The sequence below is a fragment of the Nocardia sp. NPDC058058 genome, assembly GCF_042885355.1.
In the GTDB taxonomy this organism is placed as follows: domain Bacteria; phylum Actinomycetota; class Actinomycetes; order Mycobacteriales; family Mycobacteriaceae; genus Nocardia.
The window spans coordinates 170,638-193,679 of record NZ_JBHVSA010000007.1 but is presented as its reverse complement, the minus strand read 5'-3'; the positions used below and the strand labels follow the sequence as shown (position 1 = coordinate 193,679).

21 protein-coding genes are annotated in these 23,042 nt (G+C 65.5%); 6 read left to right on the top strand and 15 right to left on the bottom strand.

Annotated elements, in window-relative coordinates:
- The first annotated feature begins 52 nt into the window (after positions 1-52).
- Positions 53-1,270, top strand: coding sequence for an RNA-guided endonuclease InsQ/TnpB family protein (locus tag ACFVUS_RS43440; RefSeq protein WP_387781271.1), 1,218 nt, complete (start codon positions 53-55; stop codon positions 1,268-1,270).
- Between the two features lie 13 nt (positions 1,271-1,283).
- On the opposite strand, the gene urtB is transcribed toward ACFVUS_RS43440, so the two are convergent.
- From urtB to ramB, 7 genes are all read right to left on the bottom strand, one after another.
- Positions 1,284-2,168 carry an urea ABC transporter permease subunit UrtB gene (gene urtB, locus ACFVUS_RS43435; RefSeq protein ID WP_364649414.1) on the bottom strand — a complete coding sequence of 295 codons (885 nt, stop codon included), beginning with the start codon at positions 2,166-2,168 and terminating at the stop codon, positions 1,284-1,286.
- A gap of 140 nt (positions 2,169-2,308) precedes the next feature.
- On the bottom strand, positions 2,309-3,499 hold the full coding sequence (gene urtA, locus ACFVUS_RS43430; protein ID WP_364649534.1) for an urea ABC transporter substrate-binding protein: 1,191 nt from the start codon (positions 3,497-3,499) through the stop codon (positions 2,309-2,311).
- Between the two features lie 404 nt (positions 3,500-3,903).
- A complete protein-coding gene (locus tag ACFVUS_RS43425) occupies positions 3,904-4,401 on the bottom strand; it encodes a hypothetical protein (RefSeq protein WP_387781268.1) in 498 nt (165 codons plus the stop codon).
- A gap of 38 nt (positions 4,402-4,439) precedes the next feature.
- The gene (locus tag ACFVUS_RS43420) at positions 4,440-5,645 is read right to left on the bottom strand and encodes a DUF6973 domain-containing protein (protein WP_387781265.1); all 1,206 of its coding nucleotides are present in this window, start codon (positions 5,643-5,645) and stop codon (positions 4,440-4,442) included.
- Complete coding sequence (locus ACFVUS_RS43415) at positions 5,642-5,950, bottom strand: hypothetical protein (protein WP_387781262.1); 309 nt, start codon at positions 5,948-5,950, stop codon at positions 5,642-5,644. The genes ACFVUS_RS43420 and ACFVUS_RS43415 overlap by 4 nt, the downstream gene beginning before the upstream one ends.
- Before the next feature lie 16 nt (positions 5,951-5,966).
- A complete protein-coding gene (locus ACFVUS_RS43410; RefSeq protein ID WP_387781259.1) occupies positions 5,967-6,314 on the bottom strand; it encodes a YbaB/EbfC family nucleoid-associated protein in 348 nt (115 codons plus the stop codon).
- A 147-nt stretch (positions 6,315-6,461) separates the two neighbouring features.
- Entirely contained in the window at positions 6,462-7,871 is a 1,410-nt protein-coding gene (ramB, locus tag ACFVUS_RS43405) for an acetate metabolism transcriptional regulator RamB (RefSeq protein ID WP_387781256.1), read from the bottom strand.
- Between the two features lie 127 nt (positions 7,872-7,998).
- Between ramB and ACFVUS_RS43400 the strand changes: the two genes are divergently transcribed.
- On the top strand, positions 7,999-9,531 hold the full coding sequence (locus ACFVUS_RS43400) for an ATP-dependent DNA ligase (protein WP_387781253.1): 1,533 nt from the start codon (positions 7,999-8,001) through the stop codon (positions 9,529-9,531).
- Positions 9,532-9,976: 445 nt separating this feature from the next.
- Here the strand turns inward: ACFVUS_RS43400 and ACFVUS_RS43395 are convergent, their stop codons facing one another.
- The 8 genes from ACFVUS_RS43395 to ACFVUS_RS43360 form a co-directional block, all read right to left on the bottom strand.
- Entirely contained in the window at positions 9,977-10,426 is a 450-nt protein-coding gene (locus ACFVUS_RS43395; RefSeq protein ID WP_387781250.1) for a DUF4254 domain-containing protein, read from the bottom strand.
- A 49-nt stretch (positions 10,427-10,475) separates the two neighbouring features.
- Positions 10,476-11,306, bottom strand: a complete 831-nt coding sequence (locus ACFVUS_RS43390) for an esterase/lipase family protein (protein ID WP_387781248.1) — start codon at positions 11,304-11,306, stop codon at positions 10,476-10,478.
- A gap of 76 nt (positions 11,307-11,382) precedes the next feature.
- On the bottom strand, positions 11,383-12,903 hold the full coding sequence (locus ACFVUS_RS43385; RefSeq protein ID WP_387781245.1) for a glycoside hydrolase family 20 protein: 1,521 nt from the start codon (positions 12,901-12,903) through the stop codon (positions 11,383-11,385).
- Positions 12,904-12,908: 5 nt separating this feature from the next.
- Entirely contained in the window at positions 12,909-14,510 is a 1,602-nt protein-coding gene (locus ACFVUS_RS43380; RefSeq protein WP_387781242.1) for a CocE/NonD family hydrolase, read from the bottom strand.
- Positions 14,511-14,773: 263 nt separating this feature from the next.
- Positions 14,774-15,562 carry a DeoR/GlpR family DNA-binding transcription regulator gene (locus tag ACFVUS_RS43375; RefSeq protein ID WP_387781240.1) on the bottom strand — a complete coding sequence of 263 codons (789 nt, stop codon included), beginning with the start codon at positions 15,560-15,562 and terminating at the stop codon, positions 14,774-14,776.
- Complete coding sequence (locus tag ACFVUS_RS43370) at positions 15,559-16,446, bottom strand: carbohydrate ABC transporter permease (protein ID WP_387781237.1); 888 nt, start codon at positions 16,444-16,446, stop codon at positions 15,559-15,561. The genes ACFVUS_RS43375 and ACFVUS_RS43370 overlap by 4 nt, the downstream gene beginning before the upstream one ends.
- Positions 16,443-17,339, bottom strand: a complete 897-nt coding sequence (locus tag ACFVUS_RS43365; protein WP_387781234.1) for a carbohydrate ABC transporter permease — start codon at positions 17,337-17,339, stop codon at positions 16,443-16,445. The genes ACFVUS_RS43370 and ACFVUS_RS43365 overlap by 4 nt, the downstream gene beginning before the upstream one ends.
- Complete coding sequence (locus tag ACFVUS_RS43360) at positions 17,336-18,589, bottom strand: extracellular solute-binding protein (protein WP_387781231.1); 1,254 nt, start codon at positions 18,587-18,589, stop codon at positions 17,336-17,338. Before ACFVUS_RS43360 ends, ACFVUS_RS43365 begins: the two co-directional genes overlap by 4 nt.
- A gap of 120 nt (positions 18,590-18,709) precedes the next feature.
- Between ACFVUS_RS43360 and ACFVUS_RS43355 the strand changes: the two genes are divergently transcribed.
- Genes ACFVUS_RS43355 through ACFVUS_RS43340 form a run of 4 tightly spaced genes read left to right on the top strand, consistent with a single transcriptional unit; the run spans position 18,710 to position 23,041 of the window.
- Positions 18,710-19,654, top strand: coding sequence for an SIS domain-containing protein (locus ACFVUS_RS43355; protein WP_387781229.1), 945 nt, complete (start codon positions 18,710-18,712; stop codon positions 19,652-19,654).
- A gap of 44 nt (positions 19,655-19,698) precedes the next feature.
- A complete protein-coding gene (locus tag ACFVUS_RS43350; protein ID WP_387781226.1) occupies positions 19,699-20,676 on the top strand; it encodes an ROK family protein in 978 nt (325 codons plus the stop codon).
- A complete protein-coding gene (locus ACFVUS_RS43345; protein WP_387781223.1) occupies positions 20,673-21,938 on the top strand; it encodes an N-acetylglucosamine-6-phosphate deacetylase in 1,266 nt (421 codons plus the stop codon). The genes ACFVUS_RS43350 and ACFVUS_RS43345 overlap by 4 nt, the downstream gene beginning before the upstream one ends.
- Positions 21,935-23,041 carry a PfkB family carbohydrate kinase gene (locus ACFVUS_RS43340; RefSeq protein WP_387781220.1) on the top strand — a complete coding sequence of 369 codons (1,107 nt, stop codon included), beginning with the start codon at positions 21,935-21,937 and terminating at the stop codon, positions 23,039-23,041. Before ACFVUS_RS43345 ends, ACFVUS_RS43340 begins: the two co-directional genes overlap by 4 nt.
- Position 23,042 lies beyond the last annotated feature (1 nt).

Below are 23,042 nucleotides of genomic sequence, written 5' to 3'. Positions count from 1 at the left end.
GGGTTCGTGAAAACCGAGGCGCGTATCGAACGGGTGTGCTAATTTTCTGATCATGCAATCCGCTTCTGTGAAGCGGGCGTTCAAATTTCGCTTCTATCCGACCGATGTGCAGGCAGCTGAGCTGACGCGAACTTTCGGATGTGTGCGGTTCGTGTACAACCTGGCGTTGGAAGCTCGAAGTGAGGCCTGGCGCCTGCACGGAGAACGAATTACCTACAACACCACTTCGGCGATGCTGACGTTGTGGAAGCAGACCGACGAGCTTGCGTTCCTGAACGATGTAGCGGCTGTTCCGCTGCAGCAGGTACTGCGACACCTGCAGTCCGCATTCGTTGCTTTCTGGGATAAGCGGGCGCGGTATCCGCGGTTCAAATCCCTCAAGAAGTCCCGTGCCAGTGCCGAATACTCGCGCAGCGGCTTTCGGTACCACAACGGGCAACTGACGCTTGCCAAGTTGGCCGAACCCTTGAAGGTTGTCTGGTCGCGACCACTGCCCGAGGGGATTCAGCCGTCCACGGTCACCGTGTCGTGCGATCGCGCCGGGAGATGGTTCGTATCGCTGCTGTGTGATGACTCCGGAGTCGAGTCCCCGCCCGTCACCGATGCCGCGATTGGTATCGATATGGGTTTGGCGAGCCTTGCGGTGTTGTCCACGGGGGAGAAGATCCTGAACCCCAAACATGAAGTCCGCGAGCAGATCAGACTTGCCAGAGCACAGCGGAGCCTGGCTCGGAAGGCCCCCGGCGACGGCGAGAATCGGAAGAAGGCTCGCCGGGCGGTTGCGCGCATCCACTGCCGTATCGCTGATCGGAGAAGCGACTACCTGCACAAAGTGACGACTCGACTCGTGCGTGAGAATCAAACGCTCGTTATCGAGGATTTGAAGGTCCGAGGGATGGTTCGCAATCGCGGTCTCGCGCGGGCCATCGTGGATGCTTCGTGGCGACAGTTCCGAACCATGCTGGAGTACAAGGGTTCCCGGTACGGGCGTGAGGTGATTGTCGTCGACCAATGGTTCCCCTCGTCCAAACTCTGTTCGGCGTGCGGAGCCGTTGCCGACGACATGCCGTTGGCGGTCAGGGAATGGGCCTGTGAAACCTGCGGTGTCACCCACGATCGTGACGTCAATGCAGCTCGGAACATTCTGGCCGCCGGACTGGCGGTTGCAGTCTGTGGAGATGGCGTAAGACCTCATCGGGATACCCCGGGACGGCAGTCGTCGGTGAAGCAGAAACCTCGGCTCGTGAGAGCAGGGACCGCTACTCGATAGGCGTGGCGGGAAGTCAAGCCAGGCTCCTGGTGCGAACGGTGAACAGGCCCTGCGGGCGTACCTGCAGGAAGATCACGATCACGATGAAGACGATCACCTTGGCGACCGAGGCCGTGGTCGAGTATTCGACGAAGGAATTGAGCAGGCCCATGCCGAAGGCCGCGATGATGGTGCCCTTGATCTGGCCGAGGCCGCCGATGACTACCACCAGGAAGGCGTCGACGAGATAGGACTGGCCGATGGTGGGGCTGGTGGAGCCGATCAGGGTCAGTGCGACACCGGCGACGGCCGCCAGGCCCGAACCGATGAAGAACGTGCTGATATCGGTGAATCGGGAAGAGACGCCGGAGGTTTCGGCGAGGCTGCGGTTCTGCACCACGGCCCGGATGCGCCGGCCCAGCGGCGTGGTCTTGAGTGCGGTGGCCAGCGCGATGACCGCGGCGACCGCCAGCACCATGATGAAGATGCGGGTCTTGGGGACGACGGTTCCGGCGATGGTGATGCCGCCGGTCAGCCAATCGGGGGCCACCACGTTCTTGGCGGGCGCGCCGAAGATGTCCCGGGTGACCTGCTGGAGCACCAGGCCGACGCCGAAGGTGACCAGCAGGGTATCCAGCGGACGGTCGTACATCCAGCGGATGAGACCCATTTCCAGGGCGGCGCCCAGCAGACCGCCGACCAGGAAACCGACGAAGAGCGACACGATCAGCGCGACGCCGGTGGAGTGAATGACTTGCTGTACAACGAATGTGGTGTAACACCCGGCCATGATGAATTCGCCGTGCGCCATATTGATCACGCCCATCTGACCGAAGGTCAGGGACAGACCGAGCGCGGCGAGCAGCAGGATAGAGCCGAGGCTCAAACCCGTGAACAGCTGTCCGACAGCGACTTCCATTGTGAATACCTCTGTGGTTCTCTCGCGCCGCCGTGGCGGGGCAGCGCGTCGTGGGCGATCCTCATGGCCGGGATGGCCGCCGTAACGGCCGGTGCGGCAACGAGTTCCGCACCGGCCGCCCCTCATCGGCGGCTATCTGATTACTTGAGGCCCTTGGCCCAGTCGTAGGACTTCAGGTACGGGTCCGGCTGTACGGCCTTGCCCGAATCCCACACGGTGTAGATGAGTCCGTCCGGCCGGATCTCACCGATGCGCGCGGTCTTGGTGATGTGGTGGTTGGAGCCGTCGATGGTGACGGTGCCCTCCGGGGCGTCGTAGCTGACGCCGTCGGCGGCGGCCTGAATGTCGGCCACCGCGAAGGACTTCGCCTTCTCGACGGTGTTCTTCCACAGGAAGACCGAGGTGTAGGCGGCTTCCATCGGGTCCGAGGTGGGCTTGTTGGCGCCGAAGGCGGCCTTGTACGCGGCGACGAACGCCTTGTTGGCCGGGGTGTCAACGGTCTGGTAGTAGTTCCACGCCGTCAGCTGGCCCGCGATGTTCTGCGCGCCGATGCCCGCGACCTCTTCCTCGGCGATGGACACCGAAACCACCGGCATATCAGTGGGTTTGAGGCCCGCGTTGGAGTACTCGCGGAAGAACGCGACGTTGGAGTCGCCGTTGAGGGTGTTGAAGACCGCGCCCGCCTTGGAGTTGCGGACCTTGTTGACGATTGTGGAGAAATCGGTGGAGCCGAGCGGGGCGTAATCCTCGCCCTTGATCTCGATCCCGTTGGCCTTGGCGTACGCCTTGATCTCGCGGTTGGCGGTCTGCGGGAAGACGTAATCCGAACCGACCAGGTAGAGGGAGGTGATGCCCTTCTGCTTCAGGTAGTCCAGGGCCGGGACGATCTGCTGGTTGGTGGTGGCGCCGGTGTAGAAGATGTTCTTGCTGTCCTCCAGGCCCTCGTACTGCACGGGGTAGTAGAGCAGCGAGTTCAGGGATTCGAACTTGGGCTTCATGGCCTTACGGCTCGACGAGGTCCAGCCGCCGAAAACCGCTGCGACACAGTCGGAGCTGATCAGCTTCTCGGCCTTCTCGGCGAAGGTCTTCGGATCCGAGGCGCCGTCCTCCAGCACCAGGTCGATCTTCTTGCCCATGACGCCGCCGGCCGCGTTGATCTGGTCCACCGCCATCTTGGTCGCGTTCGCGACGGTCACCTCGCTGATGGCCATGGTGCCGGTCAGCGAGTGCAGCGACCCGATCTTGATGGTGTCCTTGGAGGTGTCGACGCAGGACTTGGCGTTGGAGCCCGCGGCGGTATCGCTGTCGCGGGAACCGCAACCGGCGATCATGGCTGCGGACAGCACCAGTGCGGTCGGGATGGTGATGGCCTTGACCAGGCGCTGAGTTCGCTGCCGGCGGTGGGAATCTTGCATTGGGCGGACCCTTCTCACTTGCACATCGACGCCACGTGCGTCGCTTGCGAATACGGCCGCGTATACAACCGCTGTATTCGTGAGGGGAACCGTAAACGGGAAGTATTGCGCCGGAATGACTCTCGATGACAGTCCGATTGCCGATGTTTCGTGGCCGTGAATTTCCGCTCACCGCAACGAAGTTCGATTCGATCACCGCTGCTATGACCGCAGCTGAGAGGCCGAAAATGCGAGCGGGCCGGGCCAGCGTGAGCTGACTCCGACCCGATCGGGATTGTGAGATGTCGTACCGCGAACGTCGTCGCACCCGCGGCATCGGTCTACGGCGCTGGAACCAGCCCACCGTGGTCCGGGAGCAGCAGTGTATCGATGGCCAACGCTCTGCGATTCTCGAATCCGACCACGCGAACCGCTTTCGGCCAGCGCACCGACTGCACGGGCACGGTCTTCATCGGACCGCCTTCGTTTTTCACGAACAGGTAGTACCCGTACACCGTGTGATCACTGCCGTCCCCCCGCGGAAGCCCCCTCCAGCAATTCTCGGACGTGCCCGCATCGCGATTCAGGTCTCGTTCGGTGATGTTCGGCGGCACCTCGACCATTCGCACCCAGTCGTCGGACCATCCGGCAGCCCGGGTGATATCGCCCAGTCGAACTGGCTCGGCACGCTTCTCGGCGTTCTGATATTCGGTGAAGAAGCGGTCGGCGGATCCGAGCGTCTCGGCCGCGCGCCCGATGTCGAACCCCGCCGTACAGGCCGGCTTGCTGTCATCGTGCGTACCCGCGAGCGAGCAGCCGCCGAGAATCGATGCCGTCATGGCAACCAGCGCAATGAAGCACCTAGTGCGGGTTGTCCTCATTGTTTCCCCGGCAGCGGTACATAAAGGTCCGTAGGCAGGCCTTGCAGCTCCGGATGGTCCTTGGAAATCTGGTTGCTCCACATGATCTGTGGCGTGGCGCCAGCGTTTTCTTTCCCGATGATGACCGCCCTCCCGTCGTTGATCGCCTGCGTTACTTTGGTCTTCAAGTCTTCTGGCGATGCAGTGGGGTTGTCCGCGCCTATTTGTCGTCCGATGCTGTTGTTGTACAGATCCATCGCTTCACGATGGGACGGCTGACCGGCGCCCCCCTCATGTGATGTCGCATACTCGTCGGCAAACGTCTCGCCGAATCTCCTGGTGAGCAACGCGTTCCAGTATGTGTGGCGGAACGCGTCGCCCTGACCGTCGTTCACGGTCGCGCTGAAGTCGCTCTCGTTCGCGGCTTGTGTCGCCATCTTCTTGATGTTGTAGAAGTCGACCAATCCCGCAGGCCCTTCCCGCACGAGCAGTTTTTCCAGGGCTGTCACCTCGGATTTGGTCATGGCGTCCGGCGTGAAGGTGGGATCGACGGCCAGGATGGATTGGAGGACAATGCCACTCGGCCATACCTCCATGTCCTCGGGGTTCACCTGGAAATTCAGCAGGATGTTGGCGAGCTTCGGGTCGTTGGGGATGTTCGCCATCCCGATCTTCACCGAATCGGTCAGCTTCTCCAGGACTCCGGCAATGCTCGCGGTTTTGGCATCCTGTTCGAGGACGTTCGCGAGTGCCTCTCTGAACATCCTGGTCAGGACGGTCTCCTCCAATTCCTTGGCGGCGATGGCGCTGACCGGGTTCATCCAGTTACTCTTCGCGGTCTCCCAGTTGGATTTTCGCGAGACAACTTCGCCGTCATCCTTGTAGAAGAGATCCCATTTGGAGGCCGCGGTCTTGGCGGCAGCGATCTGCATCCTGGCGATTTCGACTTGGAATGTGTTGCAGACACCTGTGATCTCGCCCGCGAGTGCCGCGTAGACATCTACTGTCCCGAGGCCGTCGGTCTTGTCCGTGGCGCCCCGAGTGCGAGCGGCTTCGCCCCCTTCTCCGACGAAGTAATCATCCGACTTATCGATACGTGTTGCAGCCGAAACCATTTCGGTCTCGATCTCCGGTCCCACCTTCGTCAGGGTGTCCACCACGTCACGCAGATGCTTCAGATTCCAGCCGAGCACGATCGGAACGGTCAGGTTGCCATCCGTCACCGCGGTCCAGCCTTCTGTATATTTCCTGCGTTGGCGCCGTCCATCCCCTCGGCTGTGGTGGCCGCCGCATCGGTCGTGTCCGCCATCTGCCGCAGCTTGGTGACGTGATATTTCATCACCGTATCCAGGGTCAACACGGTCTCGGAGATTGTGACCGCGATGCGAGAGCCTTTCATTCCCTTGCCTTCATCGATAGCGGCGAGTCGACTTTCATTCGCCACCGGAACTTTCCCCGCGATGGCATCGGCGCGTTCTCGCACGAAGGTTGCGAGCTGACGCATTTGTTCTGGATCGAATCCGACCATGTGTCAACGCATCCCGTCACATCGAGAAGGTAATGGGGGACGGTCCGAATTCGTTCGGGTCCTCCCATTCGGAGGCCGCCGCGGCGGGTGCTGCCGCGCGTTCCGCGGTCGCCTCGGCATACGCCTGCTCCGCCGCGGTCTCGACTTGCTCCGAGGCTTGCTTGTGCAGGGCCGCGATCACGGTCGCCAAGCGCGTGGAATCGCTGCTCATCGCGTGCGGCGCTATACGGAGATCGGTGATCATTTTGTAGGCGTCGACTTCCACGACAACCAGACCACCGGACGATTGGGCCCGTCCGCGTACTTTCGCGATCGCGGCATCGATTCGTCCGGCGCGCTCCGCGAGCATCTCGTCGTCAACCATCCGCCGGATATCCCCCAACTCCCTCGGAACTGATTCTGGTCGCTATGTGAGCGACGACCGGCCAACCCTAAAGGCCTGGTGTCCGGCGATGCAACACAAACGCGCCGGTCCCGGGATGCCGCGTCGCGAGGTACGCCCACGGCTGTCTCACTGGATGACGTAGGGGGAGATGGAGCTGCGGTGTTCGCTGATGTCGAGGGTTTTGCCCAGGGGTGGGAAGGCGCGTTGGGGGCAGTTGGAGCGTTCGCAGACGCGGCAGCCGGCGCCGATGGGGGTGGCCTTGGGTTCGTTGAGGTCGAGGCCGTCGGCGTAGACGACGCGGCCCGCGTGGCGGAGTTCGCAGCCGAGGCCGATGGCGAAGACCTTGCTGGGTTCGCCGTAGCGGGTGGCGCGGCGTTCCACGGTGCGGGCTACCCAGAGGTATTTGCGGCCGTCCGGCATCTGGGCGATCTGGGTCATGATCTTCGCTGGGTAGGCGAAGGTCTCGTAGACATTCCAGAGCGGGCAGGTGCCGCCGCTGGAGGAGAAGTGGAAACCGGTGGCGGACTGGCGTTTCGACATATTGCCCGCGCGGTCGACGCGGACGAAGGAGAACGGGACGCCGCGCAGGCGCGGGCGTTGCAGCGTCGAGAGCCGGTGGCAGATGGTCTCGTAGGACTGGGTGAAGAAGGCCGAGAGTCGTTCGATGTCGTAGCGGAAATCCTCCGCCATTTCATGAAAGTGGCTGTACGGCAACACCGTCGCGGCGGCGAAGTAGTTGGCCAGGCCGAGTTTCGCGAGCACGCGGGATTCCGGGCTGGAGAAATTGCCCTCCTCCACCAGCTTCTCGATGAGATCCCCGCACTCGAGATAGGCGAGTTCGGCGGCGAGTTTGAATACCCGCTGCCCGCCCGACAGATGCGGCGCGATTTCCAGGCGGCGCAATTCCGGATCGTATCGGTGCAGCACCCCGTCGCCCAGATCGATGCGCTCCACGATCTGCACGCCGTGCGCGGTGCTGAGGCGGCGCGCGATCTCACGTTTCAGATCGCCGCCGTGGAATCGCATTCTGGTCGCGAGTTCCTCTGCGGCGGTATCCAATTCGTGAATATAGTTCTGCCGCTGATAGAAGTAGTCGCGCACTTCCTCGTGCGGTTTGGAGATGGCTCCGGAACCGCTGCCGTCGGCGAACCGGTCCTCGGTGGCGGCGGCAAGCTGCGCGGTGGTGTTGCGATAGCGACGATGCATATTCACCATGGCGCGCGCCAAACCCGGGTGCGCGGAAACCATTTCGGCGATTTCCTGGGCATCGGCCTCGATGCTCAATTCCTGATCCATGACGACTTCCTGGAGTTCGGCGATGAGCCGGGTGTCGTCCTGGGAGGAGAAGAATCCGGCGTCCACCCCGAAGACCTCGCTGATGCGCAGCAGGACCGGTACGGTGAGCGGGCGGACGTCATGTTCGATCTGGTTGAGGTAGCTGGCCGAAATCTCCAGCTTCTTGGCGAGGGAGACCTGACTCAGCCCGCGTTCGGTGCGCAGCTGACGTAGCCGCGCACCGACGAAAGTCTTGGCCATGCGCCCAGTTTATGGGCGGTTTAGCAACCCTGCCAACCCGGAATTAGCACCCCTGCTGAGGGGTGCGTCACAGGGACGCTCGGCCCGAGGTCCCCGATGTGTCGGACCTCGGAGTTACCGTCGGGTGATGTATTTGTCGCAAGTGGTCGAGGCGTTGCAGGCGGTACGCGCGACCTCCTCGCGGAAAATCAAGATCAATACCCTCGCTGAGCTGCTGGGCCAGGCCGAGGCCGGGGAATTGGCGAATGTTGTCGCCTGGGCATCGGGCGAATTGTCGCAGGGGCGGATCGGCACCGGATGGCGGACGCTGATCAGCATGGAGGTGGCCCCCGCCGCGGTCGGCACGCTGTCGGTCACCGAGGTAGATCGAGTTTTCACCGAACTCGCGGGCGTCAGTGGAAACGGGTCGGTGGCGCGGCGGCGTGAGCTGTTGGAGCGGCTCTTCGCGACGGCCACCGCGGACGAGCACGATTTCGTGCTGCGGTTGCTGACCGGGGAGATGCGGCAGGGAGCGCTGACCGCGATCGTGGCGGAGGCGGTGGCCAAGGCGTTCGAGGTCCCGATCGACGCGGTGCGGCGCGCGCACATGCTGTCCGGGCGACTACCGGTGACGGCGGTCGCGGCCGCGAGCGGTGGGGTGGCCGCGCTGGAGGCGTTCCGGCTCGAGGTGGGGCGGCCCATTCAGCCGATGCTCGCGTCGCCGGGGGCGGCGCTCGATGAGGCCATGGCCGAATTCGACGGCGATGTGAGCGTCGAGCACAAGATGGACGGTGCGCGAATCCAGGTGCACCGGGACGGCGATCAGGTGTGGGTGTTCACCCGCACGCTGCGCGATATCACCAAGAGCGTCCCCGAATTGGTCGGGCGGGTAATGGAACTCGACTGCACGAGTGTGGTGCTGGACGGGGAAACGCTGGCGCTCAACGATTCCGGCCGCCCACGCCCGTTCCAGGAGACCATGAGCCGTTTCGGTGCGGCGACCGCGCAGGAACTGCTGCTGCACCCGTATTTCTTCGACTGCCTGCACCTGGACGGTGTCGATCTGCTGGACGCACCCCTGCGGGAGCGCCGCGCGGCGCTCACGAAAGTCGCGGGCGCGCTGAGCATTCCGGCGCTCATCGCCCCCGATGCCGAGGCGGCCGCCGAATATTTCGACGGCGCGCTGGCCGCCGGGCACGAGGGCATCATGATCAAATCCCTGGACGCGCCGTACGCGGCGGGGCGGCGCGGTCGGTCCTGGCTGAAGATCAAACCCACACACACCCTGGATCTGATCGTGCTGGGCGCGGAATGGGGTTACGGCCGCCGCACCGGGTACCTGTCGAATCTGCATCTGGGCGCACGGGATCCGGACGGCGGTGAGCCGATCATGGTCGGCAAAACCTTCAAGGGCCTCACCGATGCGCTATTGCAGTGGCAGACAGCCGAATTCCCGCGTCATGAGCGCGAGCGGGACGGCACCACCGTGTACCTGTGGCCGGAACTGGTGGTCGAGATAGCCATCGACGGCGTCCAGGTCAGCCCCCGCTATCCGGGCGGCCTGGCGCTGCGGTTCGCCCGCGTGGTGCGCTACCGCCCGGATAAGGAACCGCACCAGGCCGACACCATCGGCACCCTGCGCGCCCTGCTCCCGGAACCGACCGGCACACCGGTCGACTGAATCCGTCAGCCTCGAAACCAAGCCCCGTCATTCCGGCATGCTTTTGGCCGGAATCCACACGGGCAGCTGGTGCGCACCAATGGTGGATCCCGGCCAAAAGCGCGCCGGGATGACGAGCCGATCTCGCGGACCTGTTACGCCGAAACCGCGGTTCCCAGCAAGTTCACAGTCGGATCCACGCCGGTTCCGAGCTTCGCGGCGCACGATTCTTCTTGTCGAGCTCGAGCCTGGTGGTTGTCAGGTAACAGCGAATGGGCACTGCCACCGCACTCCCACGCGGGTTCTGTTCGCTGTAAACCCTGGCCCGGGTCTCGACGGTGGATTGCGCATGATCCACCTGTGCTGTCGACGGCGTCCCGTACCCTCGCCGGGCGCCGTCGACGACACGAATTCGCGCCGTGATCGATAGCCGATCCGTGCTGTGTTCGGTCCCGTATCCGGGCTGTCAGTACTCGTATTCGCGATTCCCGGTCAGATTGGGCAGTCGTCGCCGGCCCGCGGCCAATTCGTTCGCCAGATGCTCGTAGGCCAGAGCGAGTTCGCGCAGTCGCGTCGCCGCCTCGTGCATGGCTTCGTCGGCGTACGCGAGCGTCAGATAGGCCAGGGCCGAGAATTGCGCGAGCCGGTCGATCACGGTGCCGACGGTCTCGGTGTGCAATTGGGCGTCGCGGTCGGCCTTGGGCAGTTCCATCGCCACCCACCGGTCGATATCGAGCACCATGCGGGCTCGTTCGTGGTCGATCAGCCCGGTGGCCCCGGCTTCCGCGGTCAGTCGCTTCTCGTGCAGATCCGCCAATAGGCCCGCGCAGTGCAGCACCGGGTGTCGATCTTCGGGCGGGAGGCCGCGGCAAGCCTGCAGCAGCAGATGTTTCGGCGGGAGATGCACGGCGGTCATCCTGCTACGCGAATGTCTCCGATTGGCAACGACATTCGCGGACGATTGATCAATTCGCGGCGAGTTGCGCCGACACCCAGGCGATCACCGTGTCATTCCTGGGCATGTCCTTGTGTGTCACCACGCCCGGGCTCAGATCCTGAACGAATTCGTTTCGCACACCGGGCTCCACGAGGAAGGACGCCGCGCCCGCCGGAGTGCTGATGGTGTCGTCGCGCGTGGCCAGCACCGCGTAGCGAACACCCGGCTGGGCGATCGGGCCGTCGTTGAGGGCGCGGGTGAGATCCGAACCGACCTCGAGGTCGGCGCAGGCGGCGCAGACGACGGGCAGTACGAACCGATCTGCCGCATCGTGCAGTGCCGGAACCTGATCCGCGAGCTCGGTGACGCCGCCGAGCGTGGTGCCGTGACTGACCGGCGAAAGCAGCAACTCCGCACGGACGTTCGCCGCCCGGCCGAGATTCTTGGCGTAGTACTCGGCGATGGTGCCGCCCTGCGAATGGCCGACGATATCGACCCGGCTCGCACCGGTCGTCGCGAGTACGCCGTCGATGTAGGCCGCCATCTCATCGGCCGAACCCCGCACCGCGGCGACGCCACCGAACGGGATCAGCGGCGAACCCTTGCCGTAGCTGGGCGCGAAGACGCAGTATCCGGCGGCGGTCAGCCTGGGCCCCAGCACATTCCACGCGGTGGCATCGTCCGCCGTACCGTGCAGCAGCACCACGGGGTACGGATGTGCGGCCGTCGGCCGACAGGATTCGTACGCGAGCGGTGCGGCCCCGGCGGGGGCGATGCCGAACCCCGCAGCGGTGGTCAGCGCGGTGACGGCCAGTACCGACGCGGAGATGGCGCGGGCCGATGGGAAAGAACGGCGCATCGGATCCTCTGCTCTGGTGGTGGGCGACACGCTACCGGTGCCGTGGTGAATAGCGCTGGGATACAGCCACTTCGGCTCAGTGGGCGGGCAGACCCGCGGTGCGCGTGCGGTCGGTGAATTCGCCGTACCCAATACCTTTGGTCCCGGCCCACAATTGCTGAGCCATGATCGGCAGGCGAGCCAGCACCGGCGCGATCATCTGCTCTTCGGTCATGGTGGTCGGATCATCGGCCCAGATGCAGAGTTTCGCGCCGAGCAGCCGGGACTGTTGATCGGGCCGCAGCCGGGTGCCGTTCACGAAAAGGCCGGGGTCCCAGGCGTACAGGAGTTCCGGCGGGGAGTTCAGGGGTGCGGCATAACCACCGGTGGCCCAGTAGGTGGGGGTGAAGGCGGCATTGCTCAGGGTGTAGCCGCGATCGGCGAGTTGTTCGGGGCCGCCGTCATTTCCGAGCCAGGGCAGCAGGCCGTTTCCGGCGGTCCAGTGATCGACGATGATCGAAGTGTCGACGGGGATACGGCTGCCGCGTGGGATGCCGTCATTCCAGATGCGCGCGGTCTTGCCGTACGAGCGCACGATGCCATTGGCCCAATTGACGGTGTCCGCGACCAGTTCCGGTCCGCCGAGCTGCGGATAGCGGCTGTAATCGCTGACGTACTCATCCCCGCCGAGGTGGAAATAGCGCCCGGGAAACAGCGGAAGATATTCGCGCAGCAGATCTTCGATGAGTGGCCGCGCCCCCGGATTCGACAGGTCGATACGACCGTCGGCGGTGCCCGCGAGCAGGCTGTCGGTGGCGGCATCGATCGGGCCGGTGGTCGCGGGGTGCAGGATCAGCTCGGGATGGGCTTCGAGGATGGCGTTCATATGTCCCGGGAAGCCGATCTCCGGCATTACCTCTACGCCGTATTCGGCTGCGTAGGAAACTATTTCGGCGATATCCGCGCGGCTGTAATGCTCGGACGAGGTGATCTCGGGATGTGATCGGCTTTCCAGTCGGAAGCCGTAGTGATCCGAGAGATGAAGTTGCAGCAGGTTCATCCGGTAGTAGGCCATCTCCCGAATGCGCTGCTTGATCCAGTCGACGCTGAGGAACTTGCGGCCGAGATCGAGCAGCATGCCGCGCTCGCGGTAGTCCGGCCAGTCCGTCACGGTTCCGGTAGGCACCGTGGCGGACTGGGAAAACCATTGCAGCAGAGTCTGTGTCGCGTGCATCGCACCCGCCGCGGTGCGCGCGGTGGCGGTGATCGCCGCGCCGATCTCGATGCGATACGACTCCGGCCGCTCGGGCCCGGAATCGTCGATGCGCACCACCACATCCCCGGGCCCGGGCGCGCCATTCCCCTCCGCCATGGTGCGCCCGGCTCGGTTCATATCCGCCGCGAAACGCGCGGCGATCGATGCGGCAGCGCCCGGGGCGATAATCCGCGCCGCGCCGCCGAGCGTGAAACTGCCTGATCCGGCGGCGAATTCGTGCACGCTCGGCACGCTGACCGGAAGGGTGGCGATATCGGCCCGAGCATCAGGTGCGACGGTGCACAGAACCACCGCCGCCAGCACCGTGAGCGCGCCCAGCTTTCCGGCCCCGCTGTGCCGCACCGATTTCACGATCCGCTGACCGGAAGCTCGGCCGCGGACGGCGAACCGAAGACGACGGTGCTCCCCATCGGCGTCGAACTCTCGAACGGGATCGGGTCCTGCGTGGTGACGGTGAGCGTGAGCCGATGTCCGGGCGCGAGATTCCAATACGTCGGCGCGAGATCCCATTCCAGCGTGGTGGGCACGCCGGGCGCGAGTCCGTGCCGGGTGATCGGCCAGTAGCTGATGGTCTTACCGGTGCCGTCGGGGCTCTCGTCGTAGAGGATGCCGATCATGGTGAGGTCCGGGCCGGACGGGGCCGCGGTGATCCGTAGGTGCGGTGTACCGGACAGCACGCCGCCACCGGCGAACGGTACGGTGCGCCATACGCCCGCCGCGTTACGGTCCACGGTGCCGAGCGGAATCGCCGGGGCCAGCCCCAATTGCGCCAGGGAGCCCGTCACGTAGGGCACCGCCGCGACGGCGGTGGTCGGCGCGGAAATCAGCCCCCGGCTCCAGGATTCGTTCGGATCGGCCCCCAGTACGCCCGCACCGGGCGCGGACAGCGCGAATTCGCGCGGTGCGATCTCCGCCGCCTCAACCGACGGGAAGTGCACCAGGGCATGGGGATCGGGTAGCGGGCTCACCGTGTTCGCGGGCTGGATATTGACCGTCGGCTCCCGGTCGATGCCGTTATCGGCCCCGTTGACGTAGTGGTCCAGCCAGCGCAGTCCGGCATCCCAGATCGAATTGGGCAGTCCGGCAACACTTCCCGGCCCGCCCCCGGTGGAATGATCGCCCGGCACCACGTACAGCATCTTCGGCCCGGTCAGCTGATCGAACATGGCGTAGATCGGCCCCACCGGCAGCAGGCTGTCCTGCCAGTCGTGAGCCAGGAACACCGCGGTGCCATTGGCATTGAGCTGTGGAATCGCCTTGGCCAGCAGATGCCGATTCGGCAGGGCGGCAAAGGCGTTCGCATTGTGGTTCACGATGGCGTCGAGTCCGTGCGTCACCAGTTCCGGGCTGAACCGGTTGGTGGCCACGCCCGCGAGGGTGAGCGCGATCGGCCCACCGGTTTTCGGTGTGCCATTGGGCGCGAGCGCCTCGGTGACATCACCGGGCGGGGAATCGGCCACGATCGCCTTGATGCGCGGATCATGCGCCGCCGCAATCAAACTCATGCCCGCTCCGTACGATCCGCCCGCGATGGCGATGCGATCCGGGTCGATATTCAGGTTCGCGATGGCCCAGTCGATCAGCGCCGAGGCATCCTCGGCGTCCTTATCGCCCAGCAGATCGACATCGCCACCGGACAGGTACATGCCGCGCGCGGTGTATTCGATGGAGACGAATCCTTCCCCGCTGGAGAGCTTGTACGCCGATCCGATGCTCCCGACCGCGGGCATGCCCCAGCCGGAAGGCTGTAGTACCAGTGGATTCCGATGCTCGGCCAGATCCGGCGGTGCGGTGATCACCGCGTTGATCGGCACGCCGTCCGCTCCCGGCAGGAAGAGCGTGGTCACCTGCCCGCCGGGAATCGGCACCGCGGCCGCGGGTGTCAGGCATACCGCGCTGCCGGTGGCGAGCAGTGCGGCGGCCAGGGCGCCCAGGAGCGGTGTGCGCATGGCCGCCCTCATCGCAGGGTCGCGAGCAGTTGACCGAGGTTGTGCAGCAACGACATCGGTGACATGAGCAGATATCCGAGGATCGTGCCGATCAGATCGGGGGCGGGCAGTTCATGCATGAGAAGTCCTCTGAGACAGCGCCGGATTATCGGTGCATCCGAGAGTAAGTGCGCATTTCTGCTCTGTCTATAGAGAAATCGATCATTAACAATCATTCAATCTGGGCGCGGCGATACCCGGGAAAGTTCCGGATTTTTACTGGCTCAGACGAGGTCGACCCGGACCCCGGAGGCGCGCAGCGCGGCCACCGACTCCGGATCGGCATCACCGTCGGTGACCAGAACGTGGATCCGATCGATGGGACAGATCCGCGCCAGCGCCGTGCGATGCAGTTTGTCCGAGGTCGCCACCGCGATGACATGCTGTGCGCGGCGCACCATTTCGGCATTCACCCCGGACTCGTCGAGGTGGGTGCACTGCGCCCCGCCCTCCACCGAGATGGCGTTGACGCCCAGAACCACCGTGTCCAAACGCAATTCGGCCAGCGACCGCTCGGCCAGCGGCCCGTGCAGCTCATACGATTCCCGCCGCGCCATGCCGCCGAGGCAGATGGTGCGCAGATACGGCCGCAGCACCATCTCGGCGGCGATATTGAGCGCGTTGGTGACCAGTGTCAGCCGCTCATCGGTGGCGGTCGCCAGATCCGGGCGGCTCGCCAGCGCCCGTGCGACCGCGGTGGTCGTGGTGCCCCCGTTCAACCCCACCACCGCATGCGTATCGATCAGCCCCGCAGCGTGTTCCGCGATCCGCTGCTTGGCCTCATCCCCGTGCCGATACCGCGCGGGCAGGTCATAGGCCACCGAGGTGGCCACGATCCCGCCGTGCGTGCGGGTCGCCAGCTGCTGTTCGGCCAGCGCGGTGAAGTCCCGTCGCACCGTGGCGGGGGAGACGCCGAGTCGCTCGGACGCCTCCTCCACCGAGAGCCGCCCCGCTTCGGCGAGCAACTCCAGCAGACGGTTCCAGCGCATGGGCCTATCGGCCGCTGCGGTCATTTGACGCTTCCCGCGGTCAGACCGGCGACCAGGCGTTTTTCGATAACTGCGAAGAGGATGACGACCGGCACGATACCGACCGTAGAGATGGCGAACACGTATTGCCAAGCCGTGTCGTATTGGCCGATGAATTTGGTCAGGGCCACGGACAGCGGCTGGTTCTCCGGGGTAGTCAGAATGACCAGGCTGGCGGCGAATTCGTTCCAGCACGCGACCACGGTGAAGATGGTGGCGGTCACGATGCCGGGCCAGACCAGCGGCAGGCTGACGCGGGTCAGGATTTGCAGGCGGGACAGGCCGTCGAGCTGGGCCGCCTCCTCGATCTCCACCGGGACCGAGGCGAAGAAGCTGTGCAGGATCCAGACCGCGAAGGACAGGTTGAAGGCCGAGTTCACCAGGATCATGGCCAGCCAGGTGTCATTGATGCCGAGTGTGAAGAACTCCCGGATCAGCCCGGTCACCAGCACGGTCGGTTGCAGCATCTGGGTGATCAGCACCAGGCCCAGGAAGGCCACCCGGCCCGGAAAGCGGCGGCGCGCGGTGTAGTACGCGGCCGGAACCGCCACCAGCAGCACCAGCAGGGTCGCGGCCACCGAGATGACGATGGTGCTGACCATATTGAACGCGAGCGGGGTCTCCGGGGTGTTCCACATGGTGGAGTAGTTGTCCGGGTGCCACTGCTGCGGCAGATAGGTCGGCGGAATGTGCAGGATCTCGGCGCGCGATTTCAGCGAACCCAGCACCATCACGAGGTAGGGGATCAGGAAGATGGCCGCGAGCAATACGCCGACGGCGGTGAGTTCCCAGCGTCGTCGTTTGCGCCGTGGCACACGGGGTTTCGGCGTGCGCTGTTCCTTCGACAGCGTCGGCCCGGTCGTCGTCATGCGTCCACCTGCTCGGTCGGGCGGATCACCTTCACGTAGATCGCGATGATCACCACGATCAGCACGAAGTTCAGCACGCTCATGGCGGCGGCGGTGTCGACCTGTTGATTCTGCCGAATCAGCTTGAACGTCAAGGTGGTTGTGGTGTCGGCGGAGAAGCCCGCGATACTGCCGGTCAGCACCTGGAGAATCGGCAGCGAGTTGAAGACGTTGATGATGTTGATGATGGCGGCGACGGCGATCGCCGGGCGCAGCTGCGGCAGCGTGATGTGCCGGTAACGCTGCCAGGAATTCGCGCCGTCCACCCGGCCCGCCTCCTGCACCTCGGCCGGAATCGATTGCAGCCCCGCCAGAATCGTGTACGTGGTGAACGGCACCGAGACGAAGACGCCGACCACGATCGCCACGATGAACGCCTGCGTCGGCTGTTTGGTGAAACCGTAACCGCGATCGAGCAGGCCGATATCGACCAGGAGCCGGTTCACGATGCCGACATCGGGATCGAGCAGGTAGTAGAAGATCGTCGTCGTCATCACCACCGATGCCGCCCACGGCACCAGCACCGCCATGCGCACCGCGGTGCGGCCCGGGAAGTCCTTGTTCAGGAATTGCGCCAGCGCGGCCGAGAGCAGCAGGGTCAGCCCGACCACCGCCACCACCCACACCACCGTGTGCACCAGGATCGGGCCGAGCTCCGGAATCGCGAAAAGCCTGCGGTAATTGGCGAATCCGGCCGGACCCTGATCCTGCCCGTACGGGCTCAGTACCCGGGTGCTGGTCCACAGCATGTACCCGGCCGGGAAGACCACGATCGCCGCGATCAGCACCAGCACCGGGCCGATCCACGGCAGGGCTGCCAGCCCCGCCGTGAATCGTGTTGTCCGCCTGCTCAACTCGCCGCCTGCGTGATCTTCTTCAGTACATCGGCCGGGTCCGCGCCCTGCGCGATGGTGCCCATCTGCTGTTTGATCGCGCCCTGCACCGCACCCCATTTGGGATTGTTGCTCGGGTAGAACTTCGCGACCGGGAGGGTGGCGGCGAAGATCTTGGTCACCGGATCGTCGGCCAGCGCGGTGACCGCGCTCTTGGTGATCGGGATGAAGTGCTCGTTCTTGACGAAGTTCGAGTACACGTCCGCGGTGTAGAAGTAATCCAGGAACTTGCGGATCGAATCCTGCTTCTTCCCGTCCTTCTTGAACGCCATCAGATGATCGGCCACGCCGAGCGTGACGGGCGCGCCGGTCTCGGTGGGCGAGGGCGCGGTGGCGTACTTCAGCGCCGGATTCTTATCGCTGATCATGCCGAGCACCGGGGGCAGGCCCTCGATCATGCCGATCTTGCCCTGGATGAAGGCGTTGATCACGTCCTTGCGATCGGTCGCGCCCGGATTCGGCTGTGTCACACCGGCATCCGCGATGGCCTTCATGGCCTTGACGCCCGCCAGATTCTGCGGGGTGTCGATGGTGAGATTGCCGCCGTCGGACCAGTTCCCGCTCGCGCCGAAGGTCCAGATGGAGGTTTCGCCCTGTGCCTCTTCACTTCCCAGCGGCAGGCCGTATCCGGAGACGCCGCCGCCGAGCGCCTGGATCTTCTTGGCGTCGTCGGTGAGTTCGGCCCAGGTCTTGGGCGGGGTGGTGATGCCCGCCTTCTCGAATAGCTCGGAGTTGTAGAACAGCGTGCGGGTGGAGGCGAACAGCGGTAGCGCCCACTGGGTTCCGTCGATGGTGGCGTTCTGCGCGAAGGCGGGCTGGATATCGGCGAGGGTGGCGTCGGAGGTGACGTCCTTCGCGGCGTACAGCAGTTTGTCCTTGGCGAAGGTGGAGTAGGCGTCGATATTCAGGATGTCCGGGGTGGTGGACTGGGATTGCAGTTTGGTGCGCACCACGTCATTGATGCTGTTCCAGGACTCGATCTGGAGATCGACCTTGATGTCCGGGTTCTTGTCGTGGAATCCGCTGATGATGTTGTCCCACAGCGCCTTGGTGCCGTGCGCGCCATCGCTGTACGAGGGCACCAGCAGTTTGACGGTGTTGGGGTCGTTATCGTCCGAGCTCTTGGAACCGAAGCCGCAGGACGAGGTGGCCAGCACCGCGGCGGTGAGCACGGCTACGCCGGTGAGTGTCCGATGGAGACGTCTTTTCACTTGTCGAACCTTTCGATACACACACCCGGGTCAAACGGGGGATGATGGGTCGACCGGGTGATCGTTGTCGAATCTAACCCAGCCGTGATCGATTGTGACTACTTTGGCTGTAAATTTGACATGAACGATCACTGGGCGCACGCTGGGCTGGTGCTGTCCTCCGCCGAACACACCCCAGCCACCCACCTCTCCACCGAGATCGCCTCGCAGCCGGACAACTGGGTCCACGCGCGGGTCATCGCCGAACGAAATCGCGCACTACTGCCCGCATCCGGCGAACGCGTGGCCGCGATCGGTTGCGGCACCTCGCTTTTCATGGCGCGGGCCTACGCCGCGCAGCGCGAGCGCGCCGGGCACGGGCTCACCGACGCCTGGCCCGCCGGCCAGCCGCCCATCGGTCGCGACTACGACCGCTATGTGATCATCTGCCGCTCCGGCACCACCACCGAGGTGATCGATGTGCTGCGCGCGCTCCCGGCCGGGACGCCGCGCGTGATCATCTGCTCGAGCCCGGGCACACCCGTTCTCGCCCTGGGCGATTCGATCCTCATCGACGAGGTGGACGAGCGGTCGGTGGTGCAGACCCGGTTCGCCACCACCACCCTGGCCATTCTGCGCTGGAGCCTGGGCGAGGACCTGACGCCGGTGATCGCGCAGGCCCGCGCGGTATTGGCCGAGGATCCGGCGGTCGCGCTCGCCGCGGTGCGGTACGCCGACCAGATCACCTTCACCGGAATGGGATTCGCCGCCGCGCTCGCCGACGAGGCCGCGCTCAAACTGCGCGAATCCTGCCAATCCTGGACCGAGTCCTACTTGGCGACCGAGTATCGGCACGGGCCGATCAGCATCGCCGCGCCCGGCCGCGCGGTCTGGGCGTTCGGACCGCTGCTGCCCGGATTCGCCGCCGATATCGCCGCCACCGGCGCACATCTCGAGCATCGGGACATCGATCCGATGGCGGATCTGGTTCGGGTGCACCGGCTCTGCGTACTTCGTGCGGCCGATATCGGGCTGGATCCCGATCATCCGCGTAGCCTCACTCGCTCAGTGGTCCTCGATTCCTGAGCCATGATGTGAGCCTGAGCGTGTTCGTCCGATCGGAGCCCGATATGAACCTGCAAACCGTCATCGGACTCGGCCCGCAGGCCCTGGTACTGGGCTTGGACGTCGGCGGCACCACCATCAAGGCCGAGATCAGCGATGCCGCGGGCGCGGTGCTCGCCGCCGGGGATGTCGCCACCCCGCGCGGTCCGGCGGCCTTCGACGCCATGCTGACGCTCGGGGACGCGTTGCTGGACAAGCTCGCCGAATCGGAGCGGGCACGGGTGGAACGGGCGGCGGTACTGCTGCCCGGGGTGGTCGACACGGCCAATTCCATCGCGGTGTTCAGCGCGAACGTGGGGTGGCGCGATATCGAGGTGGGCTCGCGCTTCACCGAACGCTGGGGCATGCCGGTGCTGATCGAACACGATGTGGCGGCCGCGGGCTGGGCGGAATGGCGCTTCGGCGCCGGCGGTGATCGGGGCACCGTCTGCGTCGTCATCATCGGCACCGGGATCAGCGGAACACTCTCCGTCGGAGGGCGATTCGTGCGCGGTGGCATCGGGCAGGCCGGGGAGTACGGGCATATCGCCGTGCGCCCGGACGGTCTGCCCTGTCCGTGCGGCAATACCGGCTGCGTGGAAACCGTGGCCTCGGCCGCCGCGATAGCGCGCGCCTACACCCGGCGCACCGGTATCGAATGTGACAGCGCGGCAATGGTATTCGAACGCCTGGCTAATGCCGATGACGATGCCCGCGATGGCGGCACGCGCGCGTACGACGAGCACGCGCGCGCCGTGGTGGACGATGCCGTCGACGCACTCGCCGACGGCTTGCTAGGTGTCATCCACGCCGCCTGCCCCGAACGCATCGTATTGGGCGGCGGTCTCGCCGGTGCGGGTGAAGCGCTCGCCCAACCCCTGCGCGATGCGCTCGCCGCACGGCTGCGCGTGGTCCCCGCGCCCGAAGTGGTGCTGGGAGCCTTCGGCGCTCGCGCGGGCCTCACCGGCGCGGCGCTGTTCGCACGCTACGGAGTGCTGGCATGAGCGCGCCGGGCGAGCATCCGAATGGGACGAGCCGGAATCGGTCGAGCCGGAGCCGGGCGCGGCGCAAAGCGCAGGCGGCGAACGAGGTGAGTGTGCCGAGCTTCGCGGTGGATGCCGGGGTGCATATTCGCGGGCGGGTCTTCGCGCCGAGTCACATCGTCGAGGACGGGGTGATATCCGTGCTGGGAGAACGGATCATCGCGGTGCGCACCCATGAGCAGTGGGCGGTGACGCATCCGGAATCGGGGGAGTTGCCGTTCGAGGGGATGCTGTTGCCGGGGCTGGTGGATATTCACGTGCACGGTGGGGCCGGGCGTCGGTTCGACACCGTGGATCAGGAGGAAGCCGCCGGGGCGGCGGCCTATCACCGGTCCATGGGAAGCACCACCGTACTGGCCGGGATCGTCACGGCCGCACCCGACGATATGGTCGCGCAGGCGGCGGCGCTGCGGGAGCTGGCGCAGGACGGGGTGATCGGCGGGATCTACGCCGAGGGGCCATTTCTTTCCGAAACCCGTTGTGGCGCACAGGATGCGCGCTATCTCAGCGATCCCGATCCGGTGCTGGCGCGGCGGTTGCTCGAAGCGGCGGGCGGGCATCTGCGCATCATGACCATGGCACCCGAACGGGACGGGTACGCCGCCGTGGCGAGTCTGCTCGCCGATCACGGGGTGACCGTATCGCTCGGGCATACCGACGCCGAGTTCGGAGTCTTCCGGGATGCCGTGCAGCCCAACGGGGTCGCGCGCTCGGTCACCCATCTCGCCAACGGAATGCGGCCGCTGCATCATCGATCGGGCGGGCCGGTGGCGGCGGCCGTCGCGGCCGCGGCGCGCGGGCATGCCACCGTGGAACTCATCGGTGACGGAGTGCACGTCGATGCCGGTTTCGGCGCGCTGGTGTTCGCCGCCGCCCCGCAGCGGATCGCGCTCATCACCGATGCCATGTCCGCTGCCGGAATGCCGGACGGCACGTACCGGCTCGGTCCGCAGGAGGTGCGGGTCAGCGATGGCGTGGCGCGCATCGCGAGCGGGTCCATCGCGGGTGGCACCGCGCATCTGCTGCGCTGTCTGGCCTGGGCGGTGTGGGAATGTGGTGCGTCCCTGGATGATTCGGTCCGCGCCGCCACCATGACGCCCGCGACCACCGCCGGGCTCACCGATATCGGGGATATCAAATCGGGCGGCTATGCCGACATCATCGCCGTCGACGAAAAACTGGAATTGCGCCGGGTGCTGCATCGCGGACGGTGGTTGTCATGATCCTCACGGTCACCATGAACCCGGCCTACGATCTGACCTATCGGCTGGAAAAGTTCGAATACGCCGCGGTGCAGCGCATTCCGGCGGTCGAACAGCGAGTCGGCGGCAAGGGGCTGAATGTCGCACGCGTGCTGGGCGCACTCGGGCACGAAGTCATCGCCATGGGATTCGCCGACGCCGCGTTCGCCCGTGCGGCCGCCGCCGAGATGCCGGTCGATTTCGTCGAAGCGCTGCCGCACGTGCGCCGCACCGTCGTCCTCAGCGAGGCGGACGGCACCACCACCGGACTGTGGGAACCCGGTGCGGCACTGCACGATCCGGCCGCCGCCGACGAGCTGAAAGACCGCATCTCCGCCCGGCTGCCGCAGGCGCGCGGCCTGGTCATCTCCGGCTCACTGCCCGCCGGACTCGACCCCGGCTTCCCGGCCGCGCTGGCCCGCCTCGCGATCCGCGCCGACGTGCCGGTCATCTGCGATGTCGATGGTGAGGCGCTCCGTCGCGCCGCCAGGGTGGAGGGCGTCGTGCTCATGCCCAACACCGATGAACTCGCGGCACTGCTGAGCGGGGTTCCGGGCGGACATCCCGCATCGCCCCGCAGTGCTCCGAATGATCATGCCTCGGTGCCCGGCGGTGCTCTGGGTGACCGTGCCGCGCTGCTCGGCGACGTGTCCGAGGACCCGGGTCGGCTGCTGGATGTGGTGCAGCCGATGCAGAAGTCGGGGGTGGCCGTGATCGTCGCGACGCTCGGCCCGGCAGGGGTTTTCGCGACCGTGCGCGGGAAGGGCTGGTCCGCTGCCCCGCCCACCGCGATCAGCGGAAATCCGACCGGGGCGGGGGATGCGGCCGCCGCGGCGCTCATTGCCGGGTTGGCGGCGCTGCCGAAGATTCCCCGCTATATCCCGCCCGAGCTGTCCTTTCCGGAGACCATCGCACCCGGTTGGCTCGGTGCGCCCGAACTCGATTGGCCCGCACTGGTCGCCGAGGTGGTGGCGACATCCGCCGCCGCCGTGGCGCGGCCGGTGGCGGGCGAGATCGATCTCGACCTACGCGCCCGCCTCATTCCGGAGATCCGGGTGCGGGACTGGCACACCTGGCTCTACTAGG

Excerpts from the sequence above, each read along its gene's own strand:
- ACFVUS_RS43390 (WP_387781248.1), bottom strand. The coding sequence starts at position 11,306 with ATGCGCCGTTCTTTCCCATCGGCCCGCGCCATCTCCGCGTCGGTACTG.
- urtA (WP_364649534.1), bottom strand. The coding sequence starts at position 3,499 with ATGATCGCCGGTTGCGGTTCCCGCGACAGCGATACCGCCGCGGGCTCC.
- ACFVUS_RS43410 (WP_387781259.1), bottom strand. The coding sequence starts at position 6,314 with ATGGTTGACGACGAGATGCTCGCGGAGCGCGCCGGACGAATCGATGCC.
- urtB (WP_364649414.1), bottom strand. The coding sequence starts at position 2,168 with ATGGAAGTCGCTGTCGGACAGCTGTTCACGGGTTTGAGCCTCGGCTCT.
- ACFVUS_RS43350 (WP_387781226.1), top strand. The coding sequence starts at position 19,699 with ATGAACCTGCAAACCGTCATCGGACTCGGCCCGCAGGCCCTGGTACTG.
- ACFVUS_RS43400 (WP_387781253.1), top strand. The coding sequence starts at position 7,999 with ATGTATTTGTCGCAAGTGGTCGAGGCGTTGCAGGCGGTACGCGCGACC.
- ACFVUS_RS43345 (WP_387781223.1), top strand. The coding sequence starts at position 20,673 with ATGAGCGCGCCGGGCGAGCATCCGAATGGGACGAGCCGGAATCGGTCG.
- ACFVUS_RS43415 (WP_387781262.1), bottom strand. The coding sequence starts at position 5,950 with ATGGTCGGATTCGATCCAGAACAAATGCGTCAGCTCGCAACCTTCGTG.
- ACFVUS_RS43440 (WP_387781271.1), top strand. The coding sequence starts at position 53 with ATGCAATCCGCTTCTGTGAAGCGGGCGTTCAAATTTCGCTTCTATCCG.
- ACFVUS_RS43380 (WP_387781242.1), bottom strand. The coding sequence starts at position 14,510 with ATGCGCACACCGCTCCTGGGCGCCCTGGCCGCCGCACTGCTCGCCACC.
- ACFVUS_RS43395 (WP_387781250.1), bottom strand. The coding sequence starts at position 10,426 with ATGACCGCCGTGCATCTCCCGCCGAAACATCTGCTGCTGCAGGCTTGC.
- ACFVUS_RS43355 (WP_387781229.1), top strand. The coding sequence starts at position 18,710 with ATGAACGATCACTGGGCGCACGCTGGGCTGGTGCTGTCCTCCGCCGAA.
- ramB (WP_387781256.1), bottom strand. The coding sequence starts at position 7,871 with ATGGCCAAGACTTTCGTCGGTGCGCGGCTACGTCAGCTGCGCACCGAA.
- ACFVUS_RS43375 (WP_387781240.1), bottom strand. The coding sequence starts at position 15,562 with ATGACCGCAGCGGCCGATAGGCCCATGCGCTGGAACCGTCTGCTGGAG.
- ACFVUS_RS43425 (WP_387781268.1), bottom strand. The coding sequence starts at position 4,401 with ATGACGGCATCGATTCTCGGCGGCTGCTCGCTCGCGGGTACGCACGAT.
- ACFVUS_RS43340 (WP_387781220.1), top strand. The coding sequence starts at position 21,935 with ATGATCCTCACGGTCACCATGAACCCGGCCTACGATCTGACCTATCGG.
- ACFVUS_RS43370 (WP_387781237.1), bottom strand. The coding sequence starts at position 16,446 with ATGACGACGACCGGGCCGACGCTGTCGAAGGAACAGCGCACGCCGAAA.